A 19,897-nucleotide genomic window follows, 5' to 3' on the forward strand; every position below is an offset into this window, starting at 1 on the left:
CTGAACGGATTCACAGGATGCGGACAGCAGGGCTGTCCGCGGTGTGATTAAAGCGCAGCGAATTTATCCAAGGTACGCACCAGCTGGGTGACAAACCCATACTCGTTGTCGTACCAGGCCACGGTTTTCACCAGCTGGACGTCGCCCGCGTCGGTGACCTCCGTCTGGGTGGCATCGAAGACTGACCCAAAGTGCGAGCCGATCACGTCGGAAGAGACAATCTCCTCATCGGTATAGCTAAAGGACTCGTTGCCCTCGGTGGCCTTTTTCAGCGCCTGATGGATCTCATCCACGCTCACTTTTTTCTCCAGAATCGACACCAGCTCGGTCACGGAGCCGGTTTTGACCGGTACGCGCTGGGCGTGGCCTTTCAGCTTGCCGCTCAGTTCCGGGATCACCAGTCCAATGGCCTTCGCCGCGCCGGTGGTGTGCGGAATAATATTTTCCGCCGCCGCGCGGGATGCGCGCAGATCTTTGCCGCGCGGGCCATCCACCAGCGCCTGGGTGCCGGTATAGGCGTGGATGGTGGTCATGGTGCCCGCCTTGATGCCAAAGGCGTCGTGCAGCACTTTCGCCAGTGGGGCCAGGCAGTTGGTGGTGCAGGAGGCGACAGAGATAATGGTGTCGCTGGCCTCGATGGTGTCGTCGTTGACGTTAAAGACGATGGTTTTCATCTCGCCGGCCGGGGCGGAGATCAGCACTTTTTTGGCACCTGCGTCCAGGTGAGCCTGGGATTTCTCCTGCGAGGTGTAGAACCCAGTACACTCCACCACCAGATCCACCCCGGCGGTTTTCCACGGAATGTTCTTCGCCTCTTTCTCGGCATAGACCGAAATGGATTTGCCGTCGACGATCAGCGAATCCTCCGTGAAGTCGACGCTCCAGGGGAAGGGGCCATAGTTGGAGTCATGTTTCAACAGGTAGGCCAGCACCTTCGGCGACGTTAAATCGTTAATCGCCACCACGCTATTACTGTCCTGAGTTTCAAGCAACCGACGAAGAACCAGTCGGCCAATACGACCAAAACCGTTAATGCCAATCTTACTCATGATCCTCTCCTGTGTGGACGTACGGTAGGGTGAACTCATCCAGGATTAGACCATGAAGCCCAGCGAGGCAATTGAAGATGGCTCATCTGCGCGGAAGTTTTTGAAAAATCGGGGACAATAATTAATGAATTTTTAACTGAAGCTGGTTATTTTACGTTTTTTGGCATTCTTTCAGGAAATACTTATGCGCAACAAATACACCGGCCTGCAAATTGCGATTCACTGGCTGGTTTTTCTGCTGGTGATCGTCGCCTACTGTGCCATGGAGTTTCGCGGCTGGTTCCCCCGCAGCGACCGTCCGCTGATTAATATGATCCACGTGTCGTGCGGCATTTCCATTCTGGTGCTGATGGTCGCGCGTCTGCTGGTGCGCCTTAAGTATCCCGCGCCGCCGATCGTGCCCAAGCCAAAACCGATGTATATCGGCTTATCCCACCTGGGGCACCTTGCCATCTATCTGCTGTTTATTGCGCTGCCGCTGATTGGCCTGGTGATGATGTATAACCGGGGCAATACCTGGTTTGCGTTCGGGCTGGGAATGCCGCACGCCGCCGAATCGAATTTCGATCTGGTGGATACGCTGAAGGCCTGGCACGTCACCCTGGCGAACCTGGGCTATTTTATCATCGGGATCCACGCCTTTGCCGCGCTACTTCATCACTACTACTGGAAAGACAACACCCTGCTGCGCATGATGCCGAAAAAGCGCTAAGGGCTTCCCGTGTCCCCTCAACTGCGCAAGGTGCTGTTTGCCACCGGAATTGGCCATTTTGTTGAATGGTTCGATTTCGGGCTATACGGCACTTTAGCCGCCCTGATTGGCATGCACTTCTTCCATGCGGAAGATCCGCTGACGGCGCTGCTGTCGTCGTTTGCGGTTTTTGGCGCCGGGTTTGTGATGCGCCCGCTGGGCGGACTGTGGTTCGGATCGCTCGGCGACCGGATTGGCCGCCGCAGGGTGCTGGCCACGGTGATCCTGCTGACCTCCGGGGCCACTTTTTTAATCGGACTGCTGCCGACCTTTTCCCAGGCGGGGCTGCTCGCCCCGGTGCTGCTGGTGCTGGTGCGGCTGGTTCAGGGATTCGCCGCCGGGGGCGAGAGCGCAGGGGCCACCACCTTTCTGGCGGAGTATGCGCCCGCCCATCGCCGGGGCTTCTTTACCTGCTGGATAGATAACTTCGGCTTTCTGGCCTTTGTGGCCGCCTCGGGCCTGGTGCTGCTGCTCACCTCCGTGCTGGGGGAATCGGCGATGAACGACTGGGGCTGGCGTATTCCGTTTTTGCTCGCCGGTCCGCTGGGCTGGATTGGCCTCTGGCTGCGAACCCACCTTGAGGACTCCCCCGAATTCCTGGCGCTGAAGAAAAGCCATAAAACGGAAGCCGCGCCGCTGCACACGGCGGTCACCACCGAGCGGCGCGCGCTCGGCTTTTGCATCGGGTTTGTGGCGATCAAAGCGGTAGGGCACTGGATGTTGCAGGCCTTTATTCCCGGCTATCTGGCGACGGAACTGCGCTTCCCACAGGAGCAGGCTTATTTCATCACCACCCTCGGTCTGCTGGCCGTCGCGGTGATGATCCCTTTTATGGGCTATCTGTCGGATAAGTTTGGCCGCAGGCCGCTGATGCTGGCGGGCTGCATCGGGTTTATCCTCGTGAGCTGGCCTGCGATGGCATTGATGGCGCAGGGCAATATCTTCGCAGCAATACTGGCGATGCTGCTGCTGGGGCTTTGCATCGCGCTTTTTGATGGCGCCAGCAGCGCGGCCATGGCGGAGCTGTTTCCTACCCGCATTCGCTTTGGCAGCATCGCCATCGCCTATAACCTGGCGGTGGCGTTTTTTGGCGGCATTACGCCCTGGTTCTCAACGTATCTGCTGGTCGAAAGCGGCAATCAGCACTCGCCAGCGCTGTTTATCATGGCGGCGGCGCTGATCTCTTTCCTCACGGTGCTGCGGGCGAAAGAGACCGCCGGGCTGCCGCTGCGCCCCTGAACGCGGCATAAAAATGCCCGGCGGGGAAGGCCGGGCAAATAACAAAGCACTACAAATGTTGCATCACTTAACAGCTGATTACTTCAGAAGATCCCGGTGCGCGATGGCGTTAACGAGATAGGACTGACGCTGACTGAGCCTCACTTCACGGTCAGCATCCTGACTCCCGACGATATTGAGCGCCGGTCCGCTATCCGGGGCGCTATCGGGTGAACGGGTACGCTCAGCATCACCCGGAATTATCCAGCCGACATCATCACGGGTGCGATGATTATTACGTGCGTTACGAACTCTTCTTCTTAAATGCATCATATAACCTCCGCATAATTTATCGGGCTGCATTTACAAGGAGTGGTGTTAATTACCGTTCTTTACGTTTCTGAATATATTGTCTGACATATTCGCGTCAGCGGAAGAATATATTCAGACGATTACGCAGCGGGTTTACGTCCGCCGCCCCGGCTATTTTGTCCGCCTTTTTTTCCCGCTTCGGATGCCCGCTGCGGATCGTTTTTGAAGTTACCGCCGCTACTCTGTCCGCCTTTACGGCCCGCCTGGGATGCACGCTCCCGGTCTTCTGCGAAATTGCCGGAACCGCCTCGATGCTTGGTCATAACATGTCTCCAGTTTTCGTTGAGAATATATATTGAAAGAGATTTAACTCTCTCAAATGCGTGCAAAATAACTGTAGACAGAACGGGGGAAAGGTCAATAAGTCTCCCGGCGCGTTTTTTTCCTGCCCGTAGCGAAATCTTTAAATATTTTTTCTGGCGTAATGAATATATCCTCGCCAGTAAATAAGTTAGCGAGGCTTATATGTCTGATGAATAATTTTCGGGCGATAAGAGGTGTTTACAGATTCATAAAATAATTCCACTTTCGAGTGAAATTAAGACTTGTCTTATCGGCTCTGCTCCAGTTCAATCGCCGCTCTGACCTGTTGCAACGCGTGGCGCAACGTCTCAACCGGCACAGATCCGAGGGCGACGCGGATCGCCTGCGGCACCGTGCCGGAGGTGGAGAAAGGCTCTGCGGTAGAGACGGAGATGTTGTTGTCCATCAGCGCCTTCACCACCCGATCCGCCCGGGCCTCATCCGCCAGCGGCAACCACGCGAAGTAAGAGTTGGGATGGGTAATGCAGGGCAGATCCTCCATCACCGTGTTGAGCACCCGCTGCCGCTGCCGGGCATCGCGCCTTTTCAGGGTTTCGAAGCGGGCCACGGTGCCGTCCTGGATCCAGTGGCAGACCATGGCGGTCATCACCGACGGCGTATTCCAGGTGGTGGCCCGGATGGCGCGCTCCAGCGCAGGACGCAGCGCAGGCGGGCAGACCACCGCCCCGACCCGCAGGCCGGTCGCCACATTTTTTGAAAATCCGGTGACGTAGACCGTGCGTTCCGGGGCCTGGCTGGCAACAGGCGGCGGCGGACGGCGGATCAGCCAGCTGTAGGCGGTGTCTTCGACGATCAGCAGATCGTGCTGCCGGGCGATGTTCGCCAGCGCCTGACGCTGGTTGCGGTCCAGCACCCATCCCAGGGGATTATGCAGCGTGGGCATGGTGTAAATGGCACGCACGTGCCGCCTCTGGCAGATCTGGCGTAACGCGTCCAGGTCCGGGCCGGTCGGCGTGGCGGGAATGGCAACCAGCTCAAGGTGATACAGCGCCGCCAGCGCCTTAAAGCCCGGGTAGGTGAGGGCATCTACCGCCACCACGTCGCCGGGCCTGAGCAGCCCCATCAGGGCGATGGTCAGGCCATGCTGGGCACCGTTCACAATCAACAGGTTATCTGCCGAAGGTTGAAAGTGCGGCCCGGAGAGGTGTGCGGCCACGATCTCCCGCTCCGTCTGCCTGCCTGCATGCGGCTGATAGCGCAGGTGCGATTCAATATCGCCGACGCCTGCGATCTGCCTGAGCGCCTCCCGGAGCAGCTCCCCCTGACCCGGCAGGGCGGGATAGTTAAAGTTCAGATCCAGCACATCGGTGGCGACCGCCTGCTGGTCGATCCCCAGCCCGGACGGCAACAGGATCTCCCTGACGAAAGTTCCCCGCCCGGTTTCCCCACTGACCAGCCCCATCTTCTCCAGCTCGGCATAGACGCGCGTGGCGGTGGCCAGCGAGATATGTTCCCGGGCGGCGAGCGTCCGGTGGGTCGGCAGTCGGGTGCCTGCCGTCAGCGTGGCGGAGCGGATCTGCTGCGCGTAGCGATCCACGATGGCTTTATAGCGGGCTTTCATCAAATGTATCCATGACAATAATTTGATTGTATCGGATTGGCGAGACTACCATCCGCTCAACAGAGGCTCAACACGTGAGGTAAGGGTAATGAATAGTGCGGGAGATAAAACCTCGCTTTCGGGCTGGCTGAATGGCCTGCTGGGGGTAGTGATTTTCAGCGGGTCCTTGCCCGCCACGCGGATTGCGGTGCAGGATTTCGATCCCTTTTTCCTGACCTTTGCCCGGGCCTCCCTTGCCGGGGCGCTGGCCCTGGTGCTGATCCTCGTGTTACGGGAAAAACGCCCGCCCGCCGCGCAAATCGTGCCGCTGATGGTTGTCTCTCTGGGCGTGGTTGTCGGCTTTCCGCTGCTGACCGCCCTGGCGCTCCAGCACGTTACCGCCGCCCATTCGATTGTGTTTCTTGGCCTGCTGCCGCTGATGACCGCCATTTTCGCGGTGCTGCGCGGCAAGGAGCGGCCTGCCAGAGCCTTCTGGATCTTCTCGGTGCTCGGCAGTCTGCTGGTGGTGGGTTTTGCGCTGTCGCAAAGTGCCGCGCTCTCGTTAACCGGCGATCTGCTGATGCTGGCGGCGGTGGTGGTTTGCGGCCTGGGCTATGCCGAAGGGGCGGCGCTGACCCGCGAATCCGGCGGCTGGCAGGTGATCGGCTGTGCGCTGATCCTGGCGCTACCTTTCATGGTGGTTGCCTCCTGTCTGACAATGCCTGCATCATTCAGCTCTGTTGGTATATCGGCCTGGACCGCGCTGGGCTATGTCTCGCTGTTCAGCATGCTGATCGGTTTTATCTTCTGGTACAAAGGGCTTGCCCGGGGTGGGATCGCCGCCGTTGGGCAGCTGCAGCTGCTGCAACCCTTTCTGGGGCTGGGGCTGTCCGCCACGCTGCTGCATGAGAAGGTCAGCCCGGTGATGCTGTTTATCACCCTGGGCGTGATTTTATGTGTGGCAGGTTCGCGGAAATTTTCCCGATAATTTTATAAGGAATTCAGGATGTTTACAGGTCTGAGCGCATTTCCCCTGACGCCGCTGGTAAAGGGTGAGATTGATGAAAAAGCCTTTGTGGCGCTGATTGAAGCGCTGGCGGCGGCGGGGGTGAATTCCATCGGGGCGCTGGGCTCTACGGGGAGCTATGCCTATCTGACCCGGGAGCAGCGTTTTGCCGCCACCCGGCTGGCGGTAAGCGCTGCCGCAGGCGTGCCGGTGATGACCAGTATCGGCAGCGTCAACGCGGAAGAGATCCTGAGGCTGGCAGACGATGCGCAAAAAGCCGGGGTGAGCGGTCTGCTGCTGGCACCGCTCTGCTACCAGAAGCTGACGGCGGAAGAGGTGTTCCGCCTGTACGAGCGCGTGTGCGGTGAAATCTCCGTTCCGCTCTGTATCTACGACAACCCGGCCACCAGCGGTTTTGACTTTACTGATGAGCTACTGGTGGCGCTGTCGGCGCTGCCTGGTATGGGTTCAATTAAGCTCGGCTATATTCCGGCGGATCCGGCGGAGGCTTCCGCCCGCGTGACGGCGCTGAAAAGCCAGGTGGCAGAGGGGGTGACGATTGGCATCAGCGGTGATGCGCAGTCGGCAGCCGGTCTGCTGGCAGGATGTGATGTCTGGTACTCGGTGCTGGGTGGGCTTTTCCCGGATTATTGCCTGCGGTTGACGCAAGCCGCGCTGCGGGGGGATGTGGAGGAAACCCGGCGGCTCAACGACGCGCTGGAGCCGTTGTGGGGGTTCTTCCGTCGGTACGGGAGTTTGCGGGTGATTGCGACGGTGGCGGAGTTGACGGGCAGGGTTGCGGCGCCGTGTTTGCCGTTTCCGTTGCAGACTCTGGTGGGGGAAGAGCGGGAGGTGCTGGGACAGGTTTGTCGGCCCGTGCAAGCGTAGCGCCGCCGGGCGGGGCGCGGTGCACCATTACCGGGTGGCGGCTTCGCCTTACCCGGCCTACGAACGGCCACGAACTGCATTTGTAGGCCCGTGCAAGCGCAGCGCCGCCGGGCGGGGTTTATTCCCTCTCCCCTTTGGGGAGAGGGTCAGGGTGAGGGGAACATGCGGACGCGGTGGTGGTTCCGTTCACCATAGTTTCCTTGCCGGGTGGCGGCTGCGCCTTACCCGGCCTACGAACGGCCACGAACTGCATTTGTAGGCCCGTGCAAGCGCAGCGCCGCCGGGCGGGGTTATTCCCTCTCCCCTTTGGGGAGAGGGTCAGGGTGAGGGGAACATGCGGATGCGGTGGTGGTTCCTTTCACCATAGTTTCCTTGCCGGGTGGCGGCTTCGCCTTACCCGGCCTACGAATTTTTGTAATGCCGCCGGGCATGGCACCTTAAAAACTCATCGCCAGGCCGATCCCATATCCGCTGGTATTCTGACCAAACATGTAGCGCGCCACCAGGCGCGTGCGGGTGACAAAGACCGGATACTTGCTGCTGTCCAGCTCGATACCTGCCCCAACTGAACTCAGGCTGTTAAACCCGAGCCTGCCGCGCTGCTCGCCCAGATATTCCGTATGTGCGCCTTCCAGCACATAGCGCACCGGGCTTTTTAACAGCGTCCAGTCGGAGATGGGCGCGCGACGGCGCAGGTACAGGCCGAGGTTCTGGGTGTTCGCATGCCCGTCAACGGCATCGGAAGTGCTGCCGAAGGTTTGCAGGCGCATTGCCGAGTAGCGCAGTTCTATATCAATATCCTGGGGTTTTGATACCAGTTCATAGTCGAGCATCAGTGAACCGCCGGTGCCGTAAGCATTCAGCCTGCCGCCATCCAGAAAATCATAATCCGCGTGTCGACGTCGCTCGATGACCCAGGCCCCGATGCGTACATCGCTGGCCATGGTGCCCAGCATCACATTGGCTATCGGGCGCAGGATCAGATTTCCGCCCCAGCGATCGCGATGAAGATGGAAATCCCAGCCAATTCCCCCGGTACCGGTCAGGCTGTTCCAGCGGGTGGGGATGCGCCGTGTTTCCGTGCCATTACTTACCACGAATTGCGGGTCGTAACGGCTGTAACCCAATGCCCCTTCAACGTAAATCGGGAAGGATTCGCTCAGGGTGGCGCCGCCGCCAAACTGGGTGATGGTGAGTTCGTTACTTTCATTGCTGCCGGTGCCAATATTCAGATCGCTGGCGGTTACGTCAGGAATCACCATATAACTCATTAACGTCAGGACGGCATCCGCGCGCTGTTTTATCCGAGGGTTATCCACCGCATATGCCGCCGGGCTATAAACCATCGTGGCAGTCAGCATTAAAAGAAGACCGGGAAAAGCCACACGCATAACGCCTCGCCGCTTCAGCAAGCATGGGGGTTAATTAACTATAGAGCAGGAGAGTTTTTTTCAGAACCGCCGGACGGCAGCTGATGAACCTTTCAAGAGGGCATACCGATACTACATCAGCGAGATATTTTTATATTATACAAAAAGTTAAAAATAAAAGAGGTTTAAAAATTTCCTCTCTTCTTTAGTCGCTTTTTTCGATTGATTTGTGCTTTTGGGAGTAAAAACAGATGAATTCAATGAAGCGACAATTACACGCAACGATACACCAGCGAGAACGATAACTCGCATATTGTGAATTTAAACTAAATTTAATTAATTATTTAAAATCATTGAGTTAAATATTTTTCTTCATGTGGCGCTGCTATTTTTTATCCATTTTTAAATGTTTTATTTATGACAATTGCCCCATTCATCAGTAGGTTGCCTATACTTTTTTTGCCTCTAATGAAAGGAGTTCCACCATGCTCAAATCCGTTCCATTCAAGCGGACAGTGTTGGCCAGTATGCTAACGCTTGCATCGAGTGCAATTACCGCAGCCTATGCAGCACCCGCTTCATCTACAACCACGGCTCCAACTGCTCCAGAGCAAAATAATTCAAAACCCAATATTGTCGTTATTTTTGGTGATGATGTGGGTTACTGGAACCTCAGTACTTATAACCAGGGCATGATGGGTTATAAGACGCCAAATATCGACAGTATTGCCAATGAGGGGGCGAAGTTTACCTCCTATTATGCCGAGCAGAGCTCAACGGCCGGGCGTTCGTCCTTCATCACCGGGCAGATGCCGTTCCGTACCGGGATGAGTAAGGTGGGCATGCCGGGCGCGCCTCAGGGTCTCAGCAAAGACGATCCTACCATCGCCAACATCCTTAAACAGCTGGGCTACGCCACCGGGCAGTTTGGTAAAAACCACCTCGGTGACCGGGATGAGTTTTTACCTACCGCCCACGGGTTTGATGAGTTCCTCGGTAACCTTTACCACCTGAATGCCGAAGAAGAACCTGAGAACCCGGACTACCCGAAAGATCCTGCATACCGTAAACAGTTTGGCCCGCGCGGCGTAATTAAGAGCAGCGCTGACGGCAAAATCGAAGATACCGGTCCGCTCACCATCAAGCGTATGGGCACCGTCGATGATGAAACCCTCGCGGCCAACAACGACTTTATGGAGCGCCAGGTTAAGGCCGGTAAGCCTTTCTTCACCTGGTACAACACCACCCGCATGCACAACAAGACGCACCTGAAAGACGCCAGTATCGGGGCGACAGGGCTTGGAACCTATGCCGACGGCATGGTTGAGCATGATAAGACGGTAGGTGAAGTGCTGAAGAAAATTAAAGATCTCGGCATCGAAGATAACACCATCGTGGTCTACACCACCGACAACGGCCCGATGCTGGCCACCTGGCCTGACTCGGGGATGACGCCGTTCCGCGGCGAGAAAAATACCGGCTGGGAAGGGGGCTTCCGCGTCCCTGCGATGATCCGCTGGCCGGGCCATATCCAGCCGGGTACGGTGATCAACGATATCTTTGGCAGTAACGACTGGTTCCCGACTCTGGTGGCCGCTGCGGGTGTCCCGGACATCAAAGAGCAGCTGTTAAAAGGCTACAAAACCACCTCCATGACCTACAAGGTTCACCTGGACGGTTATAACCAGCTCGACTTCCTGCAGGGCAAAGGTGAAGACCCGCGTAAAGAGTTCTTCTACTGGAGTGATGACGGTGACCTGCTGGCCATCCGTTACGGCCGCTGGAAAGCGCACTTTATGATTCAGGAACATACCGGCATGGACGTCTGGCGCTATCCGTTTACCGTCCTGCGTGCGCCGATGATCTTCGATCTGGAGATCGACCCGCTGGAGAAAGGCGATACCGGTATGGATTACAACAACTGGTTCTACAGCCGTCTGTTCCTGTTGGGCGGCGCGCAGAAATACGTTGGCGAGATGCTGCAAAGCTTCCAGGAGTTCCCGCCGCGTCAGAAACCGGGCTCGTTTACCGTTTCCGACGTCCAGTCGCTGATTGAGCAAGGCGCGAAGAGTAATTAATTGTCGTTAAACCCGGGTGGGCAACCACCCGGTCATCAGGGGATCGCGATGAAGTACAGCACCACGTTGCCTGTTAAAGCGTTACCGTCCGCAGAAAAATATGACGGCAAGGGGCCAGCGTATACCAGACGCTTCCATGTCATGGCGAAACCCACCGGCTCGACCTGTAATCTCGACTGTTCATACTGTTTTTATCTGCACAAAGAAGAACTTCTGCATCAGGACCGCCACACCGGCATGAGCGATGAAGTGCTGGAAAACTTCATTCGCCAGTACATCGATGGTCAGGATGGCGATCAGGTGGTGTTCTCCTGGCAGGGCGGTGAGCCGACCCTGATGGGACTGGAGTTTTTCGAAAAGGTAGTGAAATTCCAGAAACAGTATCAAAAGCCCGGCCAGCGCATCGAAAACGACTTACAAACTAATGGCGTGCTGATTAACGACAAATGGGCCGAATTTCTCAAAGAACATCGCTTTCTGGTGGGGCTGTCCATCGACGGGCCACGAGAACTGCATGACCGCTACCGCGTGACGCGCAGCGGCAAACCGACCTTCGATAAAGTGATGAAAGGCGTTGAGGCGCTGAAAAAATATAAGGTGCCCTTTAACGCCCTGGTGACGGTAAACCGCACCAATGCGCGCTTCCCGCTTGACGTTTACCGCTTTGTCACCCGTGAACTGGGGGCGACCTACGTCCAGTTTAATCCCTGCGTGGAACCCGTCGATTTCAAGAGCACCGCACCGCAGTTCTGGCGTGATGAGACCATCCCGGTAACCGGCACCCGCCGTGCCAGACCGGGCGATTTAGATTCTATCGTCACCGACTGGTCGGTGGATCCCGACGACTGGGGCACTTTCCTGAAAACCGTGTTCGAAGAGTGGGTGAATAACGATTTAGGCCGCGTGCAGGTGAACCTGTTCGAAACGGCGGTGGCGCAAACCATGGGGATGCCCGCGCAAATCTGTACCGCCTCTGAGTTTTGCGGAAAAGGACTGGCGGTGGAGAAAAACGGCGATATCTACTCCTGCGACCACTATGTCTACCCCGAATACCAGATCGGCAATATCGCCGACACAAAACTGGCGCACATGGCCTTTTCCGAACGGCAGAAAGCCTTTGGCTTAGGCAAAAAAGAGACTCTGCCGGAATACTGCAAACAGTGTCCTTATCTGAAATTGTGCTGGGGTGAATGCCCGAAAAACCGCATTGTCCGCGCCCCGGACGGTGAAGCCGGGCTCAACTATCTATGCCCCGGCATCAAAGCGTTCTTCAATTATGCCGAGCCGATCCTGGTCGGTATCGCCACGCTTCTGAAACGTGACTTTGCAGGATTGCGTAAATGACAAACAGAGAAAAACTGCTTCAGCTTGAGCAGCGCATGAATCAACAGGTGTTAGGCCAGGAGTCGGTCGTAAAAATGCTGATTGTGGCGCTGCTGTGCGATGGGCACGTCCTGCTGGAAGGGCTGCCGGGACTGGCAAAAACCCGGGCGGTACGCGAGCTGGCCCGCCATGTGGAAGGGGAGTTTCGCCGCATTCAGTTCACACCTGATCTGCTGCCGTCTGACATCACCGGCAGTGAGATTTACCAGCAAAATGCCACCCGTGAAGAGGACCAGTTCCGCTTTCGTCCGGGCCCGGTATTCGGCAACATCATCCTGGCGGATGAGATAAACCGCGCCTCGGCACGCGTGCAGTCAGCGCTACTGGAGGCGATGGAGGAGCGTCATGTTACCGTCGCCGGAAAAACCTGGCCGCTGCCCGGCGTATTCATGGTGCTGGCGACGCAAAACCCGGTGGATCAGGAGGGGACCTGGCCACTGCCGGAAGCCCAGCTCGACCGCTTTTTAATGAAAGTGCTGGTGGATTACCCGTCAGGTGAAAACGAGCAAAAAGTGATGCAGATGGTGCGGGCCGAACAGCAGCAGAAGTATCTGGCGCAAAGCTCTGAGCCTGCCGTGGTACAGCCAGAAACCCTGATGCTCTCTCAGCAGGATATCGCCACCTGCTGGCAGGAGATCTCGGCGATTCATGTTGCCCCAACCATTGAAAATTACATTGTGAACCTGGTGAACATGACCCGCCATCCGCAGAAGGTCAGTGACACGCTGGCGGGATACATTGGGATTGGCGTCAGCCCGCGCGGTACCCTGGCGCTGGATCGCTGTGGACGCGCCCTGGCCTGGCTGGAGGGCCGCGACGCGGTGCTGCCGGAAGATATTCAGCGCGTTGCTCCGCCGGTACTGCGCCATCGTCTGATGCTGAGTTATCAGGCCAGTGCCGATAACCGTTCTGCGGACGACATCATTCGGATGTTACTCGACGCTGTGGTGGCGTGATGGACAGCGCACTGCAGGTCGATCGCGACACGCTGATGGCGCTGGCAGGGGAAGCGCGGTTGCTGACCAATCCGCCGGGGCAAATTCCGCCCGGTGCGCTGGCCGGGGAGCGCGTCTCCCGTCAGCAGGGGCGTGGGCTTAACTTTGACAGCCTGCGCCGCTACCAGCCGGGCGACGACGTGCGGTTGATTGACTGGCAGGCCACGGCGCGCCTGAGAACGCCCTGGATCCGCCTCTATAACGAAGAGCGCGAGCGTCCGGTGTTTCTGATTGTCGACCAGCGGCTGGATATGTATTTCTCCACCCGCGGGCAGACCAAATCCGTTGCCGCCGCCAGAATTGCCGGACTGCTGGCCTGGCGCTGCTGGCACGACGGCGACCGAGTCGGTAGCGTGGTATTTGGCGACAGCGATTACAGCCTGCAAAAATGCCGTGCCCCGGCCCGTAATTTACCGGCAGTGCTGGATGATGTGCTGCGCTATAACCAGGCGCTACCTTCGCGCTATCCTGACGAAACCCCTGCCTCTGTCTCGCTTACCCACGTATTGCAACGCACCATGCCCCTTATTCCGGCGGGCGCGTGGGTGGCAGTACTCAGCGATTTTCACGATCTGGATGCTGCCGGAGAAGCTTTATTGGCAGGCCTGAGACGACGCTGTGAGATCAGCGCTTTCATCACGCTTGACGATCTGCACCTGCGGCTCCCTGCGCACGGCGATCTGGCCGCCCGCTATCAGGGGCGTGAGGCTGCGTTTTCGCTTTCACCTCAGCTAAAAGATGACATCGAACAGAGCATTACCTCCCGGCTGGCGCGTCTGGAAAATCGCCTGACACGCCTCGGTATTCGCGTTAATCAGATTGTGGTCACTCAGGATCTTATCAAACAGTTACAAAAGGGCCTCTGAATGCTGGAAAAAGGATTTAGCGTTCCTGAGCTCGCCGTTCCGGCGCTGCCGCAGGGTATCTCCTGGTTTCCGTTACCTCCAGGCTGGTGGGTGACGGGGGGAGTGGTGCTTATCGCATTGCTGCTGTTCGCCCTGTTCCGTCTGGCGCGCTGGCGGCGTAACGCCTGGCGTCGGGAAGCGCGGGCCTCGCTGCAACAACCCCACAGCGTCGATGGCTGGCTGGAACTGATCAAACGCATCCTGCTGATGCACCAGCCGCGCGCCAGCGTCAGCAACGCCATCACCCCCGAACAACTGCTGCAAAAGGTCGACATCGACGATGATTTGCGCCAGCAGTTAAGCGTCCGATATTGCCAGCCCGATAACCAGCTCGACGCCGGTCGCACCGCGCGTTTGCAGCTTCAGCTGAAAAACTGGCTGGAGAAACTGCCCTATGTCTGAGTATCTGAGCCGGATCGATTTCGCCTGGCCGTGGGCAGCGTTGCTGATTTTTCTGCCGCTGATTGGCCGCTATTTTTTGTCGCAGGAGCGAGAGGTCAAAGAGCAGGTCCGGGTCCCGTTTTTACCGGAACTGATTGATGAGCTGAAGCTGAACAGCCAGCCGGTGCGCACCGGTAAACTGTCCAGCCTGCTGTTCTGGCTGGTCTGGCTGCTGCTGGTGGCGGCGCTCTGCCGCCCGGAGTACCTTACGCCGCCCCAGCATATTCAAAAACCCATGCGTGACGTGGTGCTGATCCTTGATGTCTCCGGTTCGATGGCGAAAAACGATGTCCAGGGCGGGGTGACACGCCTGCAGGCGGTCCAGGCATCGGTGAGAAAATTTGTCGCGGCCCGGCAGTCGGATCGCATAGGTCTGGTGATATTTGCCAGCCAGGCCTGGCCGTTTGCTCCGGTCAGCGAAGATAAGCAGGCGCTGCAAACGCGCATCAATCAACTGGCTCCCGGCATGGTTGGCCAGCAAACGGCCATCGGTGATGCGCTGGGCGTCGGGGTCAAACTGCTGGATAACACCACCGATAAAGCAGCCAGTAAACTGGCTATCCTGCTGACTGACGGCAACGATACCGCTTCGCAGCTGGCACCGGCTCTGGCCGCTCAGCTGGCCGCTGCCCATCACGTTCAGGTGCACACCATCGCCTTTGGCGATATCAACAGTACCGGGGATGACAAAGTGGATCTGCCGCTGATGCAGAACATCGCGCAGATCACCGGGGGGCAATCCTGGACGGCGGCCAACTCCGGGGCCGCGCTGGACAGCGTCTGGAAAGAGATCGACGCCATCACCCCGGTACAGGTGAAATCCATCGGCTGGTCGTGGCACGTTCCGCTCTTCCAGTGGCCGCTGCTGCTGGCGCTGGGGTTACTGGTCCTGCTCGCGGTTGGGCGATTCATTCGGGAGAGAGCCGCATGAGTGATTTTCACTTCACCCATCCCTGGTGGTTAGCGGGTCTGCTCGTTTGTGCGCTGCTGTGGTTTGTGGCGACCGGACAGCGCAGTGCCTGGCAGCAGATTATGGATAAACCCTTTGCCAGGGCACTCATTATTGGACGCAAAAAGCGCATCACCCGGGTATTGCCTTGGCTCTGCGCGCTGGGGGTGATCGCCCTGGCAGGCCCGACCTGGCAGCGGGAACTGCCCGCTGCCCTGACCCCGCAAAGTAATCTGATGGTGGTGTTACAGCAGGATCCGGCCATGTACGCCCAGGATCTTGCGCCCAGCCGCCATCAGCGGATGCAAAGCAAAATTATGCAGCTGATGTCGCGCTCAACCGGCACGCATTTTGGGCTGGTGGTGTATAACGCTCAGGCTTACCTCACCACGCCGCTGACCGTCGATCCCTCGTTCTACTCGCTGTTTCTTCACGCGCAAAATCCTGCGCTGTTGCCCGAGGGCGAAGGCTCCGGGTTACGGCAGGCCATCGCTCTGGCCCTGAAAAATATGCCGGAAACCCCCGATGCGCCGCGCAATATTTTACTGATCGCCGATACCCTCTCGCCGCAGGATGCGGCCTGGCTCGCACAACAAAAACTGCCGCTACAGATTTGGGTGCCCGGTACGGCGCGCGGCGGCGAACTGCCTGACGATTACGCCCAGCGTGGGATCGATACCCGCCTCAACGTCGAACGTTTCAGCGGCCTGCGTGACGGCGGTATTCCCGTTACGCTGGTGAGCAATGATGACAGCGATCTGCCGGTAATAACCCGTCACATCCAGCAGTCGGTGGCTTCGCAGAACAACGCCCGCGGCGATCTGCACTGGAAAAACAGCGGGTATCTGCTGGTCATCCCGATGCTGCTGTTGCTGCTTTTCGGACGGCGGCAGCTGATTTGTGCCCTGATCGTTGTCGTGCCGCTGCTGTACGCCCCGCAAAGTCAGGCCGCCTGGCTGGATGCCTGGGTAAGCCCGGATATGCAGGGGCAGCTGGCGTTCAACAAGGGCGACTACGCGAAAGCAGCGCAACGTTTCCAGGATCCGCTCTGGCAGGGGATTGCGTACTACCGCGCGGAGGATTTTGTCGCCGCCGCGTCAGCGTTTCGCCAGGCTCCGCAGACCGCCGATACGCTTCTGTGGCTGGGCAACAGCTACGCCGGACAAAAGCAGTGGCAGCAGGCCCTTAACAGCTACGATCGCGCGTTAAGCCTGCGTCCTGACTGGGCGCTGGCGCAAAAGAACCGCGCCGCTATCGCCGCCATTATCATGCAGTTGCGCCAGAAAGAGCGCGACCGCCAGGCTGCCCAGGGCAAGGAGCAGGACTACAAGCCCGACGAGATTAAGCACGATCTGAAGAAAGGTCAGGGGGTAAATCAGCAGGATCTTGAGCCCACGGCCAGCAGTAATCCACAGGTGGAGCAGTGGTTCGACAATCTGGAGGTATCACCATCCGGCCTGCTGGAAAATCTCTACCGCGCCAGTACGGAGCCGACGCCATGAAAGCCTTTCTTCTTCTGCTGTTGCTGGCGGTAATACCCGCCCGCGCGGCGATGGATATCACCCGCGAACTGGTCGCACCTGAACATGTCGCGCCAGGCCAGCCGGTGGTTATCGCGGTCACCTTCTGGACCGACAGCTGGTTTAATCCGCCCCCGGAATGGCCCGATTTTGTGATTAAAAACGGGGCATTAATGACCACGCCGCTGCCGAATCAGCTGTTAAGTCGCCGCCAGGGAGGAACAAGCTGGAGCGGTATTCGCCTCGAAAGACAGGTGATGGCGTGGGATGAGGGCGATCTGCTGCTGCCCGCCACGGAGGTCACGCTCACTTCTGCCAGCCAGGCCCCTGTCACCGTGCAATTGCCGGAGCTGAAAACCGCGGTGGCGTGGCCTGAGGGCGTGGAACAGCCGGACCGCTTCCTTCCCGCCAGTAGCCTGACCCTGACCCAGAAAATTACCCAGTATCACGCCAGCAATGACGGCGAACTGCGGGTGGGGGATGTGGTGGAGCGCGCTGTTACGGTGAATGCCACCGGCATTACCGCGGCGCAAATCCCGCAGATCCTGTATGCGATCCCCGGAACCGATACCCAACGGCTGACCCCCGAAAACACGTTGCTGAAGTCGGGGCGCGGTCAAATCGAAGGGGCTCAGCGGGTGGAGAAGCTGCGCTATCTCCCGTCCCGGGCCGGTACGATTGTCATTCCGCCCGTTAAATTGCGCTGGTGGGACACAGCCCATCAGCAGTGGCAGGTTGCCGAATTACCGGGGTCCACGTTGCAGGTGGCCGAAGCGCGCGCGCAGGGCAGCGAATCGGCACTTCGGGGGACAACGGATGAACATCACTGTCGAACGGCGCTGATCGTCGCGGCGGTCGTTATCCTGGCTGCCGTTATCCTGTTGACGCGACGTCTGCTGTGGCGAAGCCTTAAATATCTCCATCATAGGTGGCGCAACTTTTGGGCTCCTGTCCCTCTGCCCAAACTGACGCCTGAAAAAAGAGGTGAACGATGAATAAAAAGTTAATGCTCAGCGTGCTGCTGCTTGGTGCCGTCAGCGGTGCCCATGCGGCGGATCCGCTCTCAGCCTGGAATGATACCGCAGCAAAAAACGCTATCGTGCAGTGGGTACAAAATGCCACGAATCAGGACCGCGCAACCTTTATTCCGGCGGACAAACGTTACGTGGTGTTTGATAACGACGGTACCCTGTGGCCTGAAGCGCCGTTGACGTTCCAGCTGCAGTTTGCGGTGGATGAAGTCAAACGCCTTGCGCCGCAGCATCCGGAATGGAAGAACGATCCGGTGCTGGGCGCTGTGCTGAATAACGACCTGAAGGCGGTCGCTGCCTCGGGTGAAAAAGGGCTGATGCAGCTTCTGGCGGCAACGCACAGTGACATCACCACCGAGGAGTTTGACCAGCGCGTCAGCCAGTGGGTGGATAACCAGCGCGATCAACGTTTTGGCTGCCGCTACGACACCATGGGCTACCAGCCGATGCGCCAGCTGCTGGACTATCTGCGGGAGAACGGCTTTAAGACCTGGATCATCTCTGGCGGCGGAATCGACTTTATGCGGGTGCTGAGTAATAAAATGTACGGCATTCCGCCTGAGCAGGTGGTCGGCTCGTTTGCGCTCAGCGACTTTACGCTGACCGATAACGGCACCCAGCTGCGCAAAACCATGAAAGGTGCCTTTAACGACGATGCCGCCGCCAAACCGGTGGCGATCCACCTGTTTATGGGGCAACGTCCGGTGGCCGCCTTTGGTAACAGCGACGGTGATTTAGCCATGATGCAATACACCGCGGCCAATCCGGATTACAGAACATTTGGGCTTATTGTTCATCATACCGATGCCGATCGGGAATATGCCTATGACAGCCATCCTCCTGCCAGCGGAAAACTGGTAGAGGGCTTAAGCGTAGCGAAAGAAAAAGGCTGGACGGTGGTGGATATGCAAAAAGACTGGAAGACCGTTTTCGATCCGGCACTGTGTAAAAAATAGCCTTTGGCCTGTTTCCCCCTCTTTTACTATCAGCCTTATTCAGGTCGATTTAAAAGAGGGCTTCAGGGTGGATGTACTCTGAATAATGCGTAGTTTTTCTCCCTTCCTCATTACTTTTTCGTATTGAATTTACCGGGCTTTCTGCCAGGTAAAATAAATTTATTCGACTAACCTAAATATATTCATTGTCTGAATGTTTCTTAACTTTTCCGCGTATTTCCATAGATTTCAAACTATTGGGTTAGACAGGGTATGTTATGAACAAAATATATCGTCATGTATGGAGCCATGTGGCAGGCTGTTTTGTCGCGGTAGGTGAACTTTCTACTTCGCATACTGGATCAAAACGTTGTCGGCGCCGCTTATTGGTCACCCGCGCCGCTCCGGTATTACTCTTCGGTTTATCCGGTGTCGCTTCTGCTGACGATGTTAACTGGGCTTCGGTTTACCCCAGTTATTTATTCTCAACCGATCCTGCTTATAACTTCGATACCGTCATTAACACCGGCATTGCATTCAGCATCGATAATGAGGTTTTACCGAATCATTATGCGCCGGGCACCACGCTGAATATTCTCGGGCCGGTACCGGTAATGCCGGATGTCACTGCCGGGAATGGCGTTAGCGGACGCACGGTGGCAGTAACCAGTGCCTTGCCCGGGGCCGTTGCGCCCGAAGGCGATCGCATCCTGACCATCACGGCCACCGATTCGCAGGGGGTCGAAACACCTATTACTTCAGCCAATATCGGTGAGTTTACCTATTCGCCAAACCCGGCCAACCCGCAGCAGGATCAGGAGCTCAACGTTGAGGTTCCCGGACTGGACGGCAGCTTCCAGGTCATCAGTATTTACGACTCAAATACCTTTGTTTCCTCGGATGATACCCCGGTCGGGAACATGCAGTTGTCGGTGTATGACCCCAACTCCGTCCGGATTATGAATGGGTTTGGGATCGCCGAGGTGGGGAATGATGGCGGCACGGCAAACATTAACGTCGGGGCGGATACCAACGGCGCAACGCCAATAGCCGCAGCGGAAAACACTCTCGATCTATTGACCAAAAACTCCACTCTGGCACGGGCCGATGCGGGAGAGACCGCTACCAGCGCAGTGAACTAG

The 19,897-nt window shown here is 57.6% G+C and carries 19 protein-coding genes; 14 read left to right on the top strand and 5 right to left on the bottom strand.

What is annotated here, in order from left to right; translation table 11 throughout:
- Positions 1–47: 47 nt before the first annotated feature.
- The gene (gap, locus tag K5I40_RS04605) at positions 48–1,049 is read right to left on the bottom strand and encodes a type I glyceraldehyde-3-phosphate dehydrogenase (RefSeq protein ID WP_223075775.1); all 1,002 of its coding nucleotides are present in this window, start codon (positions 1,047–1,049) and stop codon (positions 48–50) included.
- Between the two features lie 184 nt (positions 1,050–1,233).
- Here gap and cybB point away from each other — a divergent pair, with 184 nt between their 5' ends.
- Together cybB and K5I40_RS04615 are read left to right on the top strand one after the other, a co-directional pair.
- Positions 1,234–1,761, top strand: coding sequence for a cytochrome b561 (gene cybB, locus K5I40_RS04610; protein WP_039028537.1), 528 nt, complete (start codon positions 1,234–1,236; stop codon positions 1,759–1,761).
- A gap of 9 nt (positions 1,762–1,770) precedes the next feature.
- Entirely contained in the window at positions 1,771–3,039 is a 1,269-nt protein-coding gene (locus K5I40_RS04615) for an MFS transporter (protein WP_251929526.1), read from the top strand.
- A gap of 78 nt (positions 3,040–3,117) precedes the next feature.
- Here K5I40_RS04615 and K5I40_RS04620 read toward each other — a convergent pair whose 3' ends face one another.
- The 3 genes from K5I40_RS04620 to K5I40_RS04630 all read right to left on the bottom strand — a co-directional run bounded on the left by K5I40_RS04620 (position 3,118) and on the right by K5I40_RS04630 (position 5,275).
- Positions 3,118–3,351: a hypothetical protein gene (locus K5I40_RS04620; RefSeq protein WP_138369127.1), complete on the bottom strand. Its 234-nt coding sequence runs from the start codon at positions 3,349–3,351 to the stop codon at positions 3,118–3,120.
- A gap of 119 nt (positions 3,352–3,470) precedes the next feature.
- The gene (locus K5I40_RS04625) at positions 3,471–3,653 is read right to left on the bottom strand and encodes a general stress protein (RefSeq protein ID WP_039028538.1); all 183 of its coding nucleotides are present in this window, start codon (positions 3,651–3,653) and stop codon (positions 3,471–3,473) included.
- Between the two features lie 287 nt (positions 3,654–3,940).
- Positions 3,941–5,275: a PLP-dependent aminotransferase family protein gene (locus tag K5I40_RS04630; protein ID WP_223075774.1), complete on the bottom strand. Its 1,335-nt coding sequence runs from the start codon at positions 5,273–5,275 to the stop codon at positions 3,941–3,943.
- 88 nt (positions 5,276–5,363) lie between these two features.
- Between K5I40_RS04630 and K5I40_RS04635 the strand changes: the two genes are divergently transcribed.
- Both K5I40_RS04635 and K5I40_RS04640 read left to right on the top strand, forming a co-directional pair.
- Positions 5,364–6,242: a DMT family transporter gene (locus tag K5I40_RS04635; RefSeq protein WP_223075773.1), complete on the top strand. Its 879-nt coding sequence runs from the start codon at positions 5,364–5,366 to the stop codon at positions 6,240–6,242.
- Positions 6,243–6,260: 18 nt separating this feature from the next.
- Positions 6,261–7,148, top strand: a complete 888-nt coding sequence (locus K5I40_RS04640) for a dihydrodipicolinate synthase family protein (protein WP_223075772.1) — start codon at positions 6,261–6,263, stop codon at positions 7,146–7,148.
- Between the two features lie 437 nt (positions 7,149–7,585).
- Here K5I40_RS04640 and K5I40_RS04645 read toward each other — a convergent pair whose 3' ends face one another.
- Positions 7,586–8,509, bottom strand: a complete 924-nt coding sequence (locus K5I40_RS04645) for a hypothetical protein (protein ID WP_251929528.1) — start codon at positions 8,507–8,509, stop codon at positions 7,586–7,588.
- A gap of 494 nt (positions 8,510–9,003) precedes the next feature.
- Between K5I40_RS04645 and K5I40_RS04650 the strand changes: the two genes are divergently transcribed.
- The 10 genes from K5I40_RS04650 to K5I40_RS04695 all read left to right on the top strand — a co-directional run bounded on the left by K5I40_RS04650 (position 9,004) and on the right by K5I40_RS04695 (position 19,897).
- On the top strand, positions 9,004–10,596 hold the full coding sequence (locus tag K5I40_RS04650; RefSeq protein WP_039028543.1) for an arylsulfatase: 1,593 nt from the start codon (positions 9,004–9,006) through the stop codon (positions 10,594–10,596).
- A gap of 48 nt (positions 10,597–10,644) precedes the next feature.
- Positions 10,645–11,940 (top strand): anaerobic sulfatase maturase, encoded by a 1,296-nt coding sequence (locus tag K5I40_RS04655; protein WP_039028544.1) that lies wholly within the window; start codon positions 10,645–10,647, stop codon positions 11,938–11,940.
- Positions 11,937–12,935, top strand: coding sequence for a MoxR family ATPase (locus K5I40_RS04660; RefSeq protein WP_039028545.1), 999 nt, complete (start codon positions 11,937–11,939; stop codon positions 12,933–12,935). Before K5I40_RS04655 ends, K5I40_RS04660 begins: the two co-directional genes overlap by 4 nt.
- The gene (locus K5I40_RS04665) at positions 12,935–13,840 is read left to right on the top strand and encodes a DUF58 domain-containing protein (RefSeq protein WP_223075412.1); all 906 of its coding nucleotides are present in this window, start codon (positions 12,935–12,937) and stop codon (positions 13,838–13,840) included. The genes K5I40_RS04660 and K5I40_RS04665 overlap by 1 nt, the downstream gene beginning before the upstream one ends.
- Positions 13,841–14,281, top strand: coding sequence for a DUF4381 family protein (locus tag K5I40_RS04670; RefSeq protein WP_039028547.1), 441 nt, complete (start codon positions 13,841–13,843; stop codon positions 14,279–14,281).
- Positions 14,274–15,251, top strand: a complete 978-nt coding sequence (locus K5I40_RS04675) for a VWA domain-containing protein (protein WP_138369121.1) — start codon at positions 14,274–14,276, stop codon at positions 15,249–15,251. Before K5I40_RS04670 ends, K5I40_RS04675 begins: the two co-directional genes overlap by 8 nt.
- Positions 15,248–16,771, top strand: a complete 1,524-nt coding sequence (locus K5I40_RS04680; protein ID WP_039028549.1) for a tetratricopeptide repeat protein — start codon at positions 15,248–15,250, stop codon at positions 16,769–16,771. The genes K5I40_RS04675 and K5I40_RS04680 overlap by 4 nt, the downstream gene beginning before the upstream one ends.
- A complete protein-coding gene (locus K5I40_RS04685; protein ID WP_223075411.1) occupies positions 16,768–17,784 on the top strand; it encodes an oxygen tolerance domain protein in 1,017 nt (338 codons plus the stop codon). Before K5I40_RS04680 ends, K5I40_RS04685 begins: the two co-directional genes overlap by 4 nt.
- Positions 17,781–18,776 carry an HAD family phosphatase gene (locus tag K5I40_RS04690; protein WP_223075410.1) on the top strand — a complete coding sequence of 332 codons (996 nt, stop codon included), beginning with the start codon at positions 17,781–17,783 and terminating at the stop codon, positions 18,774–18,776. The genes K5I40_RS04685 and K5I40_RS04690 overlap by 4 nt, the downstream gene beginning before the upstream one ends.
- 257 nt (positions 18,777–19,033) lie before the next feature.
- On the top strand, positions 19,034–19,897 hold the full coding sequence (locus tag K5I40_RS04695) for an ESPR domain-containing protein (protein ID WP_251929538.1): 864 nt from the start codon (positions 19,034–19,036) through the stop codon (positions 19,895–19,897).

The organism is Leclercia sp. LTM14, assembly GCF_023736175.1.
Taxonomy (GTDB): Bacteria; Pseudomonadota; Gammaproteobacteria; order Enterobacterales; family Enterobacteriaceae; genus Enterobacter; species Enterobacter barmai.